Source organism: Propionicimonas paludicola (assembly GCF_002563675.1).
GTDB lineage: Bacteria > Actinomycetota > Actinomycetes > Propionibacteriales > Propionibacteriaceae > Propionicimonas > Propionicimonas paludicola.
On the sequence record NZ_PDJC01000001.1, the window covers coordinates 1,143,171 to 1,158,312 of the forward strand.

General features: G+C 68.3%; 15 protein-coding genes. 13 read left to right on the plus strand and 2 right to left on the minus strand.

What is annotated here, in order from left to right:
* The first annotated feature begins 24 nt into the window (after positions 1-24).
* Positions 25-1,038, plus strand: a complete 1,014-nt coding sequence (locus ATK74_RS05235; RefSeq protein ID WP_169923741.1) for an FKBP-type peptidyl-prolyl cis-trans isomerase — start codon at positions 25-27, stop codon at positions 1,036-1,038.
* A gap of 1 nt (position 1,039) precedes the next feature.
* Here the strand turns inward: ATK74_RS05235 and gluQRS are convergent, their stop codons facing one another.
* Entirely contained in the window at positions 1,040-1,924 is an 885-nt protein-coding gene (gene gluQRS / locus ATK74_RS05240) for a tRNA glutamyl-Q(34) synthetase GluQRS (protein ID WP_245840724.1), read from the minus strand.
* A 98-nt stretch (positions 1,925-2,022) separates the two neighbouring features.
* Between gluQRS and ATK74_RS05245 the strand changes: the two genes are divergently transcribed.
* The 9 genes from ATK74_RS05245 to ATK74_RS05285 are packed head-to-tail and all read left to right on the plus strand — an operon-like array spanning position 2,023 to position 9,998.
* Positions 2,023-2,946, plus strand: a complete 924-nt coding sequence (locus tag ATK74_RS05245) for a helix-turn-helix transcriptional regulator (protein WP_245840737.1) — start codon at positions 2,023-2,025, stop codon at positions 2,944-2,946.
* Positions 2,943-3,887, plus strand: coding sequence for a helix-turn-helix transcriptional regulator (locus ATK74_RS05250; RefSeq protein ID WP_098460051.1), 945 nt, complete (start codon positions 2,943-2,945; stop codon positions 3,885-3,887). Before ATK74_RS05245 ends, ATK74_RS05250 begins: the two co-directional genes overlap by 4 nt.
* Before the next feature lie 9 nt (positions 3,888-3,896).
* Positions 3,897-4,115 (plus strand): hypothetical protein, encoded by a 219-nt coding sequence (locus ATK74_RS05255; protein ID WP_098460052.1) that lies wholly within the window; start codon positions 3,897-3,899, stop codon positions 4,113-4,115.
* Entirely contained in the window at positions 4,112-4,297 is a 186-nt protein-coding gene (locus ATK74_RS05260) for a hypothetical protein (protein WP_098460053.1), read from the plus strand. Before ATK74_RS05255 ends, ATK74_RS05260 begins: the two co-directional genes overlap by 4 nt.
* Positions 4,294-5,115 carry a twin-arginine translocase subunit TatC gene (gene tatC, locus ATK74_RS05265; RefSeq protein ID WP_211283290.1) on the plus strand — a complete coding sequence of 274 codons (822 nt, stop codon included), beginning with the start codon at positions 4,294-4,296 and terminating at the stop codon, positions 5,113-5,115. Before ATK74_RS05260 ends, tatC begins: the two co-directional genes overlap by 4 nt.
* 1 nt (position 5,116) lies before the next feature.
* A complete protein-coding gene (locus ATK74_RS05270) occupies positions 5,117-6,067 on the plus strand; it encodes a diacylglycerol/lipid kinase family protein (RefSeq protein WP_098460054.1) in 951 nt (316 codons plus the stop codon).
* Complete coding sequence (locus tag ATK74_RS05275) at positions 6,064-8,790, plus strand: DEAD/DEAH box helicase (RefSeq protein ID WP_098460055.1); 2,727 nt, start codon at positions 6,064-6,066, stop codon at positions 8,788-8,790. The genes ATK74_RS05270 and ATK74_RS05275 overlap by 4 nt, the downstream gene beginning before the upstream one ends.
* A gap of 42 nt (positions 8,791-8,832) precedes the next feature.
* A complete protein-coding gene (hisF, locus tag ATK74_RS05280; protein ID WP_098460056.1) occupies positions 8,833-9,594 on the plus strand; it encodes an imidazole glycerol phosphate synthase subunit HisF in 762 nt (253 codons plus the stop codon).
* Positions 9,595-9,599: 5 nt separating this feature from the next.
* Positions 9,600-9,998, plus strand: coding sequence for an HIT family protein (locus tag ATK74_RS05285; protein ID WP_098460057.1), 399 nt, complete (start codon positions 9,600-9,602; stop codon positions 9,996-9,998).
* 3 nt (positions 9,999-10,001) lie between these two features.
* On the opposite strand, the gene ATK74_RS05290 is transcribed toward ATK74_RS05285, so the two are convergent.
* A complete protein-coding gene (locus ATK74_RS05290; RefSeq protein ID WP_169923742.1) occupies positions 10,002-11,279 on the minus strand; it encodes a SpoIID/LytB domain-containing protein in 1,278 nt (425 codons plus the stop codon).
* Between the two features lie 340 nt (positions 11,280-11,619).
* Here ATK74_RS05290 and ATK74_RS05295 point away from each other — a divergent pair, with 340 nt between their 5' ends.
* From ATK74_RS05295 to ilvC, 3 genes are read left to right on the plus strand one after another with little or no spacing between them, the layout of a single operon-like run.
* The gene (locus tag ATK74_RS05295) at positions 11,620-13,365 is read left to right on the plus strand and encodes an acetolactate synthase large subunit (RefSeq protein ID WP_098460059.1); all 1,746 of its coding nucleotides are present in this window, start codon (positions 11,620-11,622) and stop codon (positions 13,363-13,365) included.
* Positions 13,362-13,904 carry an acetolactate synthase small subunit gene (ilvN, locus tag ATK74_RS05300; protein ID WP_098460060.1) on the plus strand — a complete coding sequence of 181 codons (543 nt, stop codon included), beginning with the start codon at positions 13,362-13,364 and terminating at the stop codon, positions 13,902-13,904. The genes ATK74_RS05295 and ilvN overlap by 4 nt, the downstream gene beginning before the upstream one ends.
* A gap of 22 nt (positions 13,905-13,926) precedes the next feature.
* Positions 13,927-14,955, plus strand: coding sequence for a ketol-acid reductoisomerase (ilvC, locus tag ATK74_RS05305; RefSeq protein ID WP_098460061.1), 1,029 nt, complete (start codon positions 13,927-13,929; stop codon positions 14,953-14,955).
* Positions 14,956-15,142: the final 187 nt, after the last annotated feature.

Below are 15,142 nucleotides of genomic sequence, written 5' to 3' on the forward strand. Positions count from 1 at the left end.
AGCTTGGTTGGGTATCCTCAACGGGTGCAGCTTCGCCATTTGATCCCCGCCGCCGTCGCCGTGTTGAGCTTGACGGCCTGCGGAGGCCCCGCGTCCACTCCGACCCCGGTCCCGGCAACGCCGTCGACGACCCCGTCGGCCAGTACTTCGGCAACCCCGACCGCATCGGCCACTCCAACCCCGACGGTTCCGGTGTCGGATTCGCTGAAGGCCATCAAGGTGACCGGCGCACCGCTGAGCCAGCCCAAGGTCGACTTCAAGGCTCCGTTCGCCATCGACAAGACCCGGGTCGAGGTGCTCAAGGCCGGCACCGGACTGAAGGCGTCGGCCAACGGCTTCGTCACCGTGCACTACTACGGCGTGGACGGACGCACCGGCAAGCTGTTCGACGAGTCCTACAGCCGCAAGTCGCCCATCACCTTCCCGCTGGATCAGGTGATCGCCGGCTTCAAGCTCGGTCTGACTGATCAGCGCGAAGGCAGCCGGGTGTTGATCGCCATGCCGGGCAAGGACGGCTATGACGCCACCGGCGGTCGGGCGGACGCGGGAATCGCGGTCGGTGACACGCTGATCTTCGTGGTCGACGTCATCTCGGTGTCGGTGAACCAGCCCAGTGGCAAGGTGGTTCCGGCTCCGTCCGGCGCGCCGAGCGTCACTGGTGGCGCCGCCGACAAGCCGGTGGTGACCATTCCCAGCGGTGCGGCCCCGTCCGCGATGCTGGCGGCCAACCTGATCGACGGCACCGGGGCTACCGTGGCCAAGGACGACGTGATCCGGGTGCGCTACGTGGGCTACTCCTGGAAGACCGGCAAGCTGATCGACGATCAGTTCGCCACTCCCAGCGACGGCAAGCTCTCCAGCACTATTCCGGGCTGGCAGTCCGGCCTGGTCGGCAAGAAGGTCGGCTCCCGGGTGCTGCTGGTGCTCCCGCCGAACTCCGGCTACCCGCAGGGCAGCAACAACCCGCCGGTGGAAGCCGGCGACACGGTGGTCTACGTGGTGGATCTGCTGTTCGCCTACGCCCAGCCGAAGGCCTGATTCAGGCAACCACCCAGGGCGTCCTGGGTAACGCGGACGGATCGAACCGGCTCAGCAGCTTCGGCAGGCTGACCGGTTCGTCCGGTTCTGCCAGTTCCAGCGAGACCGCGATCCGGCTCAACGACTGAGCCGGATCCACGCCGATGGCGGCCAGGTCGGCCAGAGTGACCGCCCCGTCCCGCTTGGCCAGCCGCCGACCGTCGGAGTTCACGGCCAGTGGCACGTGGGCGTAGTCGGGAGCGATCCCGCCCAGTTGCCGGGCCAGCCAGGCTTGCCGCGGCGATGACGACAGCAGGTCGTCCCCGCGGACGACTTGGTCGATGTCCATGGCCAGGTCGTCCACCACCACAGCCAGGTTGTAGGCGGGCACGCCGTCATTGCGGACCACTACGAAGTCGTCGACCACCCCGGTGACCTCACCGGCCCACTGATCGTGGACGGTGCTGATCGCCGAGTTCGCCCGCACTCGCAGCGCCGGCGGACGGGTGGCGGCCAGCTCGGCCCGGCGCTGCGCGCTCAGCCGCAGGCAGGTGCCCGGGTAGGGCCGGTAGCCGTCACCGTGGGGAGCCGACGCAGCCTCGGCGATCTCGGCCCGGGTGCAGTAGCAGGGATAGGTGTCCAGCTCGGCCAGCGCGTCGGCATAGGCGTCCAGGCGCTGTGACTGCCACACCACCGCTCCGTCGAAGCTGATTCCGATCGCGGCCAGGTCGGCCAGCTGCTGCTCGGCCACACTGCTGGCGGCCCGGACCCGGGTGGTGTCCAGATCCTCGATCCGGAGCCGGAACTCGCGCCCGGTGCCGACCGCCATCAGCCAGGCCACCACTGCTGTGCGCAGGTTGCCCAGGTGGAGCGCAGAGGTGGGGCTCGGCGCGAACCGTCCGGCCATACAACCTCCCTCCCTGGTCATCCAACCACTGGTAACCTCACGATGACCTCAACCAGAACGGCCAGCATTCCATGTCGCCCCGGAAGTCCGAACGCATCATGAACCTGGCGATCTGTCTCCTGCTTGCGCGTCGGTTCGTCGAGAAGAGTCAGATTCGCGAGGTGGTCGAGGGCTACCACGATCTCAGTGACGCGGCCTTCGAGCGCACCTTCGAGCGGGACAAGGACGAGCTGCGGGCCATGGGGGTTCCGGTGGAGACCGGCAGCAACTCCGCGCTGTTCCCCGATGAGATCGGCTACCGGATCCGGCGCAAGGACTTCGAACTGCCGCCGATCGGGTTCACCCAGACCGAGACGGCCGCACTCGGCCTGGCGGCCACCGTCTGGGAGTCGGCCACCCAGGCCGAGCAGGCGGTCTCGGCGCTGGCCAAACTGCGGGCCGGCGGAGTCGATCCCGATCCGGAGCGGCTGGCCGGACTGGCCCCGTCCATCGGAGCGCGAGAGCCGGCTTTCGCGCCGATCTGGGCCGCGGTTGCCGAGCGGGTGGCGGTGCGCTTCTCCTACAAGGGCCAGCCACGTCGGGTCCAGCCGTGGGCCATGGCCTATCGGCGGGGCTCCTGGTACTTGGTGGCACTCGACCTGGACAAGGGCGAACGGCGTACTTTCAAGGTCTCTCGGATCGATGCCGAGGTGGTCCGGCTGGGCAAGCCGGGCAGCTATCAGGTGCCGGCCGAAGTCGAGATGGACGCCGTGCTGGCCGGCCTGGAGCCCGGCCCGGCCGACGCTGAGGCGATCCTGGCCATCCGGGACGGACGTGGCGCCGACCTGCGCCGGCGAGCCCGTCCGGTGGATGCCGAGGGGGTGCCGTGCGGGTTCAGCGCCTTCGCGGTCAGCTACTCCCGGACCGGCGACTTCGTGGGCGAGGTCTGTGCCCACGGCGCGGACGTGGTTGTCCTCGGTCCGCCCGGCATCCGGCGCTCGGTGATCGCCCAACTCAAGGCCGTGGCGGGAGGACGGAAATGACCTCTGCGGATCAGGTGTCCCGACTGCTGGCCCTGGTGCCCTACCTGCAGCATCATCCGGACGCCGAGCTCGAAGCCACTGCCGAGGTGTTCGGGGTGAGTAGCCGACAGCTGATCGCCGACCTGAACGTGCTGTGGTACTGCGGCCTGCCCGGTGGCGGCCCCGGCGATCTGATCGAGATCGACATGGATGCCGTGACCGACTCCGGCCGGATCCGGCTGTCCAATGCCGACTACCTGGATCGTCCGATGCGGTTCACCCCGGACGAGGCGCTGAGCCTGGTGGTCGCGTTGCGGACCGTCCGGGAGCTGGCCCCGGCCAGCGCGGCGCCCGGCATCGACTCAGCGTTGGCCAAGCTGGAACAGGCGACCGGCACTGTGGCCGTGACCACCAAGGTGGCAGTGGCCAGTGGCTCGGCGGAGTTGCGGGATCTGTTGGCGCAGGCCATCAGCGAGTCGGTGCTGGTGAAGCTGGAGTACACCGACGCCGGCCAGGAGTTGTCGACCCCGGTGGTGGCACCGGTGCGGCTGATCGTCCGCGACGGCTTCGGCTACCTGCAGGCATGGAGCCTGGACCGCCAGGCCTGGCGCACCTACCGACTGGACCGGATCTCGTCGGCCGAGCCGACCGCACAGCCGGCTCCGGCGCTCCCGGAGCCGCCGGAGTTCGGCCCGGGCTGGCTCGAGCAGCGTCCGGAGGCGGCCGAGGTGACCTTGCGGCTGCGTACCGAGGCGGCCTGGGTTGCCGAGTACTACCCGATCCGGCACGTCCGGCGCGGCGAGGACTGGCTGGAAGTGGATCTGCTGGTTGCCGACCCCGGTTGGCTGCGGTCACTGCTGTTGCGGCTGGGCCGGGCGGTGCTCTCGATCCAGCCCGAGCAGGCCGGTGATGCGGCTGCGGAGGCCGCCGCCGAAGCTCTCGGGGCTTATCAGGCAGGGTAGGGTTCAGCCATGCTCTGGGTGCTGATCTTCGCCGGGATCGCCGTGGCCGGGCTGATCGTGGCGATCAGCTACGCAGTCTGGCTGTGGCACAAGGCCAGCGACCTGTTCTCGGAGGTGGAGATGCTCGGCCAGCGGGTCGACGAACTGACCACCCTGCTCAGCCAGATCGAGCCGACCCCGGCAGCGCAGCTGCCCCGCCATCGCTCGGACGCAGGGGACCGCGGATGAACCTGGGTGGCTGGGAGTGGGCGATCCTGGGTCTGATCGCCGTGTTGTTGATCGCCGGTTACCGGCTGGGCGGGCCCGGTTCGGACCTGAGCGGTCACGAGTCGGACGAGTCGGGGCCACAGGCCTCACCGACCACGCCGAGTGAGCCCGAGGCCGGACCGTCCGACCTCAGTCAGCGGTGAGCGGCAAGCGGCGACGGCTGGCCTGGCTGCGTCCGCCGCAGGCCCAGCCCGGCGGAGTGATGTCGCTGGCCGATCACCTGCGCGAGCTTCGCTACCGCCTGGTGATTGCCTCGGTGTCCATCGTGCTGGCCGCCTGTCTGGCCGCGATCTGGTTCAACCAGCTCTACCTGCTACTGATGCAGCCCTATCTGCGCGCGGTCGACATCCTCAAGGAGAACGCGCCGAACCTGAACCCGACAACGGTGATCAGTGGCGTCACGGCACCGTTCATCCTGGTGATGCAGGTGAGCCTGATCGCCGGCTTGGTCGCGTCCAGCCCGATCTGGCTGTACCAGCTCTGGGCCTTCATCGCGCCCGCGCTGGTGGCTAAGGAGAAGCGCTATGCGCTGGCCTTCCTGGGCGCGGCGATCCCGCTGTTCCTGCTGGGCGTGGTGATCGGCTACCTGATCATGCCGCAGGGGATCTGGGTGATGCTCTCCTTCACCCCGGCGACCGTCCCGGTGACCAACCTGCTGGCCGTCGACGACTTCTTGAAGCTGACCATGCAGTTGATGGTGATCTTCGGACTCGGCTTCCTGATGCCTGTGGTGGTGGTCGGCGCGAACCTGATCGGAGTGGTCAGTGCTGAGCAGCTGGCCAAGGCCCGGACGTATGTGATCTTCGCCACCTTCGTCTTCGGTGCGGTGGCGACGCCGTCGACCGATCCCTTCTCGATGCTTGCCCTGGCCCTGCCAATGGTGGTTCTGTATCTCATCGCCGAGCTGATCTGCCGGATCCATGACCGCCGCAAGGCGAAAGAGACTGCTGAGGCCAACTGAGATGTCGTTGCACTACAACGGCGCCACCTTCACCCTCGTGGTGAACCCGGCGGCCGGCCGGGGCCGGGCCCGGCGACTGCTGCCCAAGATCACCAGCGCGCTGGTGGCCGGCCTGCCCGAGGTGAACCTCCGGGTCGTGCAGACCTCGACCTGGGCCGAAGCCAGGCTGCGCTGCATCGCGGCCGTCGAACAGGCACGTCCGCCTCAGCCGGGACGTCCGCGGGACTCGCTGCTGGTGATGGGCGGGGACGGAATGATGCACCTCGGCCTGAACGCCGCGGCCGGCACTCAGGTGCCGATCGGCCTGCTTCCGGCCGGCAGCGGCAACGACTTCTGCCGCGGTGTCGGCGTCCCAACCTCCCCGGCGGGCGCGGTGCGCGCCATCATCGACGGCAAGCTGCGCCGGATCGACCTGATGTCGGCCACAGGCAACCTCGTCGACGGCGCTGAGCAGCGCTGGGTGGGCTCGATCGTCTCCACCGGCTTCGACGGACGGGTGAACTACCGCACCAACCGGGCCAGCTTCACCCTGGGCGGCCTGGTCTACGGCTGGGCGGCGCTGGCCGAACTGCACCGCTTCGAGCCGCTGTCGTATCGGCTGGTCATCGACGGAGTGCCACGCGAGCAGACCGCCATGCTGATCGCCGTGGGCAATGCCGGCTGGTTCGGCGGCGGCATGCAGGGCTGTCCGAAGGCGGACGTCACCGACGGGCTGCTCGACTTGACCGTGGTGAATCCGGTCAGCCGAACCACTCTGCTTCGACTGCTGCCCTCGATGTACACCGGGAAGTTCATCAAGGACCCGGCCGTGGAACTGCTCCGCGCGCGGGAGGTGGTCGTCGACGGCGACGGCCTGTACGCGATGGCCGACGGCGAGGAGCTCGGTGACGTACCAGTCACCCTGCGCGCGGTCAGCGACATGCTCAGTGTCTACAGTCCGGTGGGCCAGTGACCGCGCTGCTGGCCGAGTTCGGTGCCGGCTACGACTTCGAGCTCGACGACTATCAGCTCACCGCCTGCGGACACCTGATCGATGGCCGCGGCGTCCTGGTGGCCGCCCCCACCGGGGCCGGCAAGACCGTGGTCGGCGAGTTCGCCGTCCACTTGGCGCTCAGCCAGGGCCGCAAGTGCTTCTACACGACGCCGATCAAGGCGCTGAGCAACCAGAAGTACCACGACCTGGTCGATCGCTACGGCAGCGATGCAGTCGGGCTGCTCACCGGGGACTCGACGATCAACGGTGAGGCGCCGGTGGTGGTGATGACCACCGAGGTGCTCCGCAACATGATCTACGCCGGATCGTCCACCCTGGCCAACCTCGGTTTCGTGGTGATGGACGAGGTGCACTACCTGGCCGACCGGTTCCGTGGGGCGGTCTGGGAGGAAGTGATCATCTCGCTGGCGCCCTCGGTGCAGCTGGTGGCGCTGTCGGCGACGGTCAGCAATGCCGAGGAGTTCGGTGACTGGCTGTCCGAGGTGCGTGGGGGAGTCGAGGTGGTGGTCACCGAGCGGCGTCCGGTGCCGCTGTACCAGCACGTCATGGTCGGCCGGCGGCTGCTGGAGCTGTTCGCCGGCGAGGACGTGAACCCCGAGCTGATCCGGATGGCTAAGGACGAGGCCCGCAACCAGCGCGACGACTCGCGGCGGCCCCGGGGACGCTCCGGCAACGGACGACGGGCCACCAGCTACGGCTCGGGACGTTACGGCGGGGCCGCAGCCAAGCAGCACTTGGAGGCCAGCCGGCATCTGGTGCCGCGCCGGGATGCCACCGTGGAACGGCTGGCCGCCGAAGGGCTGCTGCCGGCCATCTTCTTCATCTTCTCCCGGCAGGGTTGTGACGTTGCCGTCGTCCAGTTGGCCGCCTCCGGCATTCGGCTGACCAATGCCGTCGAGCGGCACCAGCTGGTCGAGATCGCCGAGCGTCACGTCGGCTCGCTCAGCCCGTCCGACCTGGACGCACTGGGCTACGACCGCTTCCTGGCCGCCTTCACCGACGGCATCGCCGCCCATCACGCCGGCCTGCTACCGGCCTTCAAAGAAGCGGTCGAGGAGGCCTTCTCTGCGGGCCTGGTCAAGGTCGTGTTCGCCACCGAGACTCTGGCGCTCGGGATCAACATGCCGGCCCGCAGTGTCGTGCTCGAGCGGCTGGTCAAGTACAACGGCGAGACCCACGCCGACATCACCGCAGGCGAGTTCACCCAGCTCACCGGACGGGCCGGACGCCGCGGCATCGACGTCGAGGGCCACGCCGTCGTCTGCTGGCAGCCCGGCCTCGATCCGCGGGCGGTCGCGGCGCTGGCGTCCCGGCGCACCTACCCGCTGCGCTCGTCGTTCCAGCCGACCTACAACATGGCCGTGAACTTGGTCGCCACGGTCGGCCGGGAGCGGGCCCGTGGGCTGCTGGAGCAGTCCTTCGCCCAGTTCCAGTCCGACCGTTCGGTGGTGGGGCTGGCTCGCACCATCAGCCTGGCCAAGGACAAGGCCCGGGCGCAGTGGACCCAAGCCACGTGCGACCAGGGCGATGCCGAGGCCTACTTCCGGCTGCGCTCCCAGATCTCGGCAGCCGAGGCCGAGGCGGCCCGGCTGCGCCGCGCCGATCGTCGCTCGGAGACCATCGAGGTGCTGCAGGGACTGCAGGTGGGCGACATCATCGACATCCCCGGCCGGCGGCACCGCGGCTGGGGAGTGGTGATCTCCGAGGGCCTGGGTCCCGATGGGCCGTCCCCGGTGGTGCTCACCGTCGACCGGCAGACCAAGCGGCTGGGCGTGACCGACTTCCCGGAGCCGCCGGTGGTGGCCTCGCACATGAAGGTGCCCAAGCACTTCGACCCGCGCTCGACGGCTTTCCGGCGCAACCTGTCCTCGGCGCTGGAGGCCAAACTGCGTCGGGAGCCTCCGGAGCTGGCTGGTCGTTCGGCGCAGGCGGACGCGGAGTCGATGGCCCGAGTGGGGGAGTTGCGTGAGGAGATGCGTCGGCACCCGGTGCACCGCTGCCCTGATCGTGAGGAGCACGCCCGGTACGCCGAGACCGCTCTGCGCCTGGAGCGCGACGCCGAAGCTGCGCAGCGGCAGGTGGAGCGGCGTACCAACACCATCGCGGTCCGCTTCGATCGGGTCTGCAGCGTGCTGGAGTCGCTGGGCTACCTCAGCCCGGACGGCGGCGATCGGGTCACCGAGCAGGGGCGAATGCTGTCCCGGCTCTACTCCGAACTCGACCTGGTCACGGCGGAGGCCGTGCGGGACGGCGTGTTCGCCGACCTCGACCCCGCCCAACTGGCGGCCGTCGTGTCCAGCCTGGTCTTCGAGGCGCGCGGCGATCGCCGCAACCCGGCCCGGCTGCCCGATCGGCGCTCGGAGATCGCCCAGCAGCGGCTGCGGACGATCTGGCGCCAGGTCTGCCTCACCGAGCGTGACCATCGGCTGCCCAGCCATGCCGAGCCGGAGATCGGTTTCGCCGAGTCGATCCATGCCTGGGTCAGCGGCGCCGAGCTGGCCGAGGTGATGTATGAGTCCGACCTGACCGCCGGCGATTTCGTCCGCTGGGCCCGGCAGGTGGCCGATGCGCTGGGTCAGCTGGCCGAGGCGTCCGGCCCGGGTGTCCTGCGAACGACCTGTCGCTCGGCGATCACAGCCATTCGGCGTGGCGTGGTCGAGGCTGCTCCGCTGGAGGACTGAACCCCGACCCGTGCGTCCCGCCGGCTTCGGTAGCCTGGTGCCATGTCGCTAGCCATTCGGGTGATCCCCTGCCTCGACGTCCACGACGGACGGGTGGTGAAGGGGGTCAACTTCCGCAACCTGCGTGACGCCGGTGATCCGGTGGAGTTGGCCGCGGCCTACGGTGCCGACGGCGCCGACGAACTTGTCTTCTTGGACATCTCGGCCTCATCGCAGGGCCGGGCCACCACCTACGAGACCGTCCAGCGGACCGCGGAGACCGTGTTCATCCCGCTGACCGTGGGCGGCGGCGTCCGCGGCGTCGAGGACGTCGACCGGCTGCTGCGCACCGGTGCCGACAAGGTCGGCATCAACACTGGGGCGATCACTCGTCCGGAGTCGATCAACGAGATCACCCGGCGCTTCGGCAACCAGGTGGTGGTGCTCTCCCTGGACGCCCGGCGTGAGGCCGGGCAGCCGTCCGGTTTCGGTGTGACCACCCACGGTGGCCGGAACAGCGCCGGCCTGGACGCCATCGCCTGGGTCCGCGAGGCCGTCGACCGAGGTGCGGGGGAGATCCTGCTGAACTCAATGGACGCCGACGGCACCACCGACGGCTTCGACCTGGAGCTGATCGCAGCGGTCAAGGATGTCGTGTCCGTGCCGGTGATCGCTTCGGGCGGCGCCGGGACTGTCGAGCACTTCGTGGCGGCGGCCCGGGCCGGTGCGGACGCCCTGCTGGCCGCCAGCGTGTTCCACTATCAGACGCTGACCATCCCGGCGGTGAAGGCGGCCCTGGCCGATGCCGGATTCGCCGTACGCTGACCATCATGGATTGCTTGTTCTGCGCCATCATCGCCGGTGACATCCCGTCGCGACAGGTCTACGCCGACGACACGGCCGTGGCCTTCCTCGACATCAACCCGTGGCATCGCGGCCACACCCTGGTGATCCCGCGCCAACACGTCGCCGACGCGCTGGCCGATCCGGAGACGCTCAGCGTGATCGCGCCGGCCGTGCAGGCCACCGGACGGCTGCTGGTTGACCGGCTGGGTGCCGACGGGCTCAACCTGTTGGTGAACTCCGGTGCCGTGGCCGGCCAGGAGGTCTTCCACCTGCACGTCCATCTGATCCCGCGGTACGCCGCCAAGCCCGGCATGAGCGGGCTGATGGAGCGCGACCCCGCACACGACCTGGACGAGGTGCAGCGCCAGATCCTGGGGCGCTAGCCGCTACTTCTTCTTGGTCGAGGTGTTGACCGGAGCCTGAGCCGAGATGCTGAACAGCGTCTCGCGCAGCTTGAGCTTGGACTTCAGCGCGCTGCCGGTGACGGTCAGAGTCTTGGCCGAGCCGACCAACTTCACCGAGCTGACCCGTCCACCGAACGGCTCACCGCCGGTCCGGGTGATCACCTGGATGCTGGTCAGAGTGCCGATCGTCGGATAGGCGGCCTCGACCACCGAGGTCTTGATGGTCTTGGTCCAGCCGGACGTCCACGTGCTGACCGAACTCAGGTACGACTCGTAGGGGTCGAGCTGCTGAATCTGGTAGGCCAGGTTGCTGGCCGCGGTGAGGCCACCGTTGGAGCTGGTGTACTCGGTGAGAGCGAAGCCGCTCTTGTAGTTCAGCACCTTGCCCTTGGTCGCGCTGATGGCGGCATCGGTCTGGCTGGCCCGTCCGGAGTTGTCCTTGTAGACCTGGCAGGCCGAGGTGTCGCACAGGTCGTAGATCGCAGTGGACGGGCGGGTGGAGCGGATTCGGGCGGCGTAGGTGCGGGCCGCGATGGACTGGGCCTTCAGCGCCTCGATTCCCTTGCTCTTGGCGGTGCCCCAGCCGGCCGGCATCTCGGAGGGAACCACCGAGCGGAGGTAGGTCTCCATCGAGACGTGGTTGACCGTGGCTGCGCCGGAGCCGCTGAACCGGAAGGCGAGCTTGCCGGAGTAGGTGCGCACCGAGCCGCCTGGCATGGCCAGCTTCACGGCACCGTCCTTCGGGTTGGCGACGTACCAGACCCGCTTGGGGTCGAGCTTGGTCTTGTAGGTCACCCAGCTCCCGTCGGCCGACTTGTACTCCAGCACCCGATTGCTGCCCGACCGCGAGATCCGCCAGGCCTTGTACTTGCTGGCGGTCGGCAGACTGACCTTCGGGCCGGACGAGTTGGAGACCTGGAGCCCGGCGGCCACCGGGAAGTTCAGGCGATTGTCGTTGTCGGCGCTGATCCACACCCGGACGGTGCTGCTCCCGGTGAGGTCGCTGAGCGTGGTCCCCGGGTAGTAGAACGACAAGATCTCGGAGTAGGTCAGGCCCTTCTTGGCTGCGCCGTAGGCGCCGTACTGGGACATGCCACGGCCGTGGCCCCAGCCGGCTCCGGTGATCGTGATCGTCCCGCCGGACGGGGTGATGGCATCGTCGGCGTGGGCGGCCGGGGTGGCGGTCGCGGCAAGCGCCATCGCGGTCGCTGCGCTGAGCAGGACGCGTGCGAAGGCGGCGCTACGGCTGGTCGGGGGCATCGGGGGGTCCCTTTCGGTGGCTTTCGCTACGGCATTCATCGTCACCCGGGGTCCGGCTCGATCGCTACTTCTGAGCGGATATCCACAGCGTATTGCCGTGAAGTCGAAGGCCGGGGTTGAGCCTTGGGGCCCGATCGACCAACATGTGGGACGCAGGCGCGCGAAGTTTGACACGGGCGGCGGTGGCCGGGAGTCTTGACCTGTGCGGAAGAACATCCTCGTAGTTAGTCAGCGTGTCGGCTGAGTCGAATCAGACCCGACACGCTCCCTCGCCTGCGCAAGCAGCGGGGGTTTTTTTCTGCGCAAGTTCCACCGATATGTACGGAGAAGTGAGGTAGAGATGGCCGAAGAGTCACCACAGATCTTGACCGGAGCCCAGGCGCTGGTGGAGTCCTTGGAGCGGGTCGGCGTCGAAGTACTCTTCGGCATCCCCGGCGGTGCCATTCTCCCGGCCTACGATCCGCTCTACGACTCGAAGGTGCGCCACATCCTGGTCCGCCATGAGCAGGGTGCCGGCCACGCGGCCGAGGGCTACGCGCAGGTGACCGGCAAGGTCGGCGTCTGCATCGCGACGTCCGGCCCGGGTGCCACGAACCTGGTCACGGCCATCGGCGACGCCTACATGGACTCGGTGCCCATGGTGGCCATCACCGGGCAGGTGACCAGCCAGTCGATCGGAACCGACGCGTTCCAGGAGGCCGACATCCGCGGCATCACCTTCCCGATTACCAAGCACAGCTTCCTGATCACCGATCCGGCCGAGATCCCGCACGCCATCGCCGCGGCCTTCCATCTGGCGATCACCGGGCGCCCCGGACCGGTCCTGGTCGACATCGCCAAGGACGCACTGACCAAGTCGGCGCCGTTCGTCTGGCCCACCGAACTCGACCTGCCCGGCTACCACCCGATCACTCGCCCGCACGGCAAGCAGATCCGGGAGGCCGCCAAGCTGATCGCCGAGGCTGAGCGTCCGGTGATCTACCTGGGTGGCGGGATCAACCGGGCTCGGGCCTGGGATCAGCTGGCTGAGCTCGTTCGGCTCACCGGGATTCCGGTGGTCACCACCTTGATGGCCCGCGGCGCCTTCCCGGACAGCCACGAGCTGAACCTGGGCATGCCCGGCATGCACGGGACGGTGGCCGCGGTCGGCGCCCTGCAGCGCTCGGACCTGCTGATCACCCTCGGCGCCCGGTTCGATGACCGGGTGACCGGCAAGCTCGACTCGTTCGCGCCCGAGGCCAAGGTGATCCACGCCGATATCGACCCGGCCGAGATCAGCAAGAACCGGGTGGCGGACGTCCCGATTGTCGGCGACCTGGCCGAGGTGCTGGACGAGCTGAACCAGACCCTGGCCGACACCGACCTGCCGCAGTACACCGAATGGGTGCACCAGGTGACCGACCTGAAGCGGCGCTACCCGACCGGGGACAGCGAGCCGGTCAGCGACGGCCTGCTCAGCCCCGAGTACGTGATCAAGCGGATCGGCGAGATCGCAGGCCCGGACGCCACCTTCGTGGCCGGGGTGGGCCAGCACCAGATGTGGTCTGCCCACCTGCTGCCGCACGAGCGTCCGACCCGGTTCCTGAACTCCGGCGGCGCCGGCACCATGGGCTACTGCGTGCCGACCGCGATGGGTGCCAAGGTCGGTCGTCCCGAGGACGTGGTCTGGGGGATCGACGGCGACGGCTGCTTTCAGATGACCAATCAGGAGCTGGTCACCTGCGCCCTGGAGGGCATCCCGATCAAGATCGCGGTGATCAACAACCGCAGCCTGGGCATGGTGCGCCAGTGGCAGACCCTGTTCTACGGGGAGCGTTACTCCAACACCAACCTGAAGACCCACCTGGTGCCGGACTTCCCGAAGCTGGCCGAGGCCATGGGTGCGGTCGGCCTGCGCGCCGAGACCCTCGAAGAGGTCGATCAGGTGATCAACCAGGCAATGGCGATCAACGATCGTCCGGTGGTCGTGGAGTTCGTGGTGCACAAGGACGCGATGGTCTGGCCGATGGTCGCAGCCGGCACCAGCAATGACGAGATCAAGATCGCTCGCGATCTGGCTCCGAAGTGGGATGAGGAGGAACTGTGAACAAGCACACTCTCAGCGTGTTGGTCGAGAACAAGCCGGGCGTGCTGGCCCGGATCTCCGGCCTCTTCGCTCGCCGTGGCTACAACATCGAGTCGCTGGCCGTCGGCCCGACCGAGGAGCCGGACCTGTCCCGGATCACCGTCCAGGTGGCCGTGGACAGCCAGCTGGTGCTGGAGCAGATCGTCAAGCAGCTGAACAAGCTGATCGAGGTGCTCAAAATCGTCGAGCTCGAGGACGGGGCGTCGGTCGGTCGCGAGCTGATGCTGATCAAGGTGAAGGCCGATCCGGCCACCCGCAGTCAGATCATCGAGATCGTCCAGCTGTTCCGGGGCAAGACCGTCGATGTTCACAATGACTCGATGACCATCGAGGCCACCGGTTCACCTGACAAACTTGAGGCACTGCTGGAGATGCTCAAGCCCTACGGAGTGCGGGAGCTGGTTCAGTCCGGCTTGGTCGCTCTCGGTCGCGGCGGCCGGTCCCTGGCTGATCGTGCGAAGATCGATAAGACTCGTCCGGCTGCGCGGCTGGCGAACTAGGAAGTAGTGAGAAGGAATCCAAATGGCACAGATGTTCTACGACTCCGACGCCGATCTTTCGGTCATCCAGGGCCGTGTTGTTGCAGTGATCGGCTACGGCAGCCAGGGCCACGCCCATGCGCTCAGCCTGCGGGACTCCGGCGTGGACGTCCGGGTCGGCCTGCGCGAGGGCTCCAAGAGCTGGGCGAAGGCTGAGGCCGAAGGCCTGCGGGTGGTCAGCCCGGCGCAGGCTGTCGAGGAAGCCAACCTGATCATGGTGCTGGCTCCCGACCAGGTGCAGCGTCACCTCTACAAGGAGTCCATCGAGCCGCACCTGGTCGCCGGCGACGCGCTGTTCTTCGCTCACGGCTTCAACATCCGGTTCGGCTACGTCACCCCGCCGCCCGGTGTGGACGTCTGCATGGTCGCGCCGAAGGGCCCCGGCCACCTGGTCCGCCGCGAGTACTCCGAGGGCCGTGGCGTCCCGGTGATCGTCGCCGTGGAGAAGGACGAGACCGGCAATGCCTGGCCGCTGGCCCTGTCCTACGCCAAGGCGATCGGTGGCCTGCGGGCCGGTGGCATCAAGACCACCTTCACCGAGGAGACCGAGACCGACCTGTTCGGTGAGCAGGCCGTCCTGTGTGGCGGCACGTCCGCCCTGGTCACCGCTGGTTTCGAGGTGCTGACCGAGGCCGGTTACCAGCCGGAGGTCGCCTACTTCGAGTGCCTGCACGAGCTGAAGCTGATCGTCGACCTGATGTACGAGGGCGGCATCGCCAAGCAGCGCTGGTCGGTGTCCGACACCGCGGAGTTTGGTGACTACGTCTCCGGCCCGCGGGTGATCGACGCCTCGGTGAAGCAGCGGATGAAGGACGTCCTGGCCGACATCCAGTCCGGCGCCTTCGCCAAGCGCTTCATCGACGATCAGGACGCCGGTGCGCCGGAGTTCAAGGCACTGCGCGCCAAGGGCGAGCAGCACCCGATCGAGGCCACCGGGCGCAAGCTGCGCGGCCTGATGAGCTGGGTGAAGTCGCACGACGACGACTACGTCGAGGGCACCGCGGCTCGCTGATCCGCGCCTGACCTGACGAGCGCGTCGCACCTTCGGGTGCGGCGCGCTCTCGTCGTCTGGGTGTGGATCTAGGCCCGAGGACCTAGAGCCCGGACGCTCAGCCAGGTCGCCTCGCCGCACCTCGTCCGCCTCGCCGCGTCCGCCTCACCGTTCGCGCTACCGAGTGGAACCTTCGCTACCGATCTTT

Bases quoted from the DNA above. Each gene is read 5' to 3' on its own strand.
- gluQRS (WP_245840724.1), bottom strand. From the start codon at position 1,924: ATGGCCGGACGGTTCGCGCCGAGCCCCACCTCTGCGCTCCACCTGGGC.
- ATK74_RS05245 (WP_245840737.1), top strand. From the start codon at position 2,023: ATGAACCTGGCGATCTGTCTCCTGCTTGCGCGTCGGTTCGTCGAGAAG.
- ATK74_RS05250 (WP_098460051.1), top strand. From the start codon at position 2,943: ATGACCTCTGCGGATCAGGTGTCCCGACTGCTGGCCCTGGTGCCCTAC.
- ATK74_RS05255 (WP_098460052.1), top strand. From the start codon at position 3,897: ATGCTCTGGGTGCTGATCTTCGCCGGGATCGCCGTGGCCGGGCTGATC.
- ATK74_RS05260 (WP_098460053.1), top strand. From the start codon at position 4,112: ATGAACCTGGGTGGCTGGGAGTGGGCGATCCTGGGTCTGATCGCCGTG.
- ATK74_RS05270 (WP_098460054.1), top strand. From the start codon at position 5,117: ATGTCGTTGCACTACAACGGCGCCACCTTCACCCTCGTGGTGAACCCG.
- hisF (WP_098460056.1), top strand. From the start codon at position 8,833: ATGTCGCTAGCCATTCGGGTGATCCCCTGCCTCGACGTCCACGACGGA.
- ATK74_RS05285 (WP_098460057.1), top strand. From the start codon at position 9,600: ATGGATTGCTTGTTCTGCGCCATCATCGCCGGTGACATCCCGTCGCGA.
- ATK74_RS05290 (WP_169923742.1), bottom strand. From the start codon at position 11,279: ATGCCCCCGACCAGCCGTAGCGCCGCCTTCGCACGCGTCCTGCTCAGC.
- ATK74_RS05295 (WP_098460059.1), top strand. From the start codon at position 11,620: ATGGCCGAAGAGTCACCACAGATCTTGACCGGAGCCCAGGCGCTGGTG.
- ilvC (WP_098460061.1), top strand. From the start codon at position 13,927: ATGGCACAGATGTTCTACGACTCCGACGCCGATCTTTCGGTCATCCAG.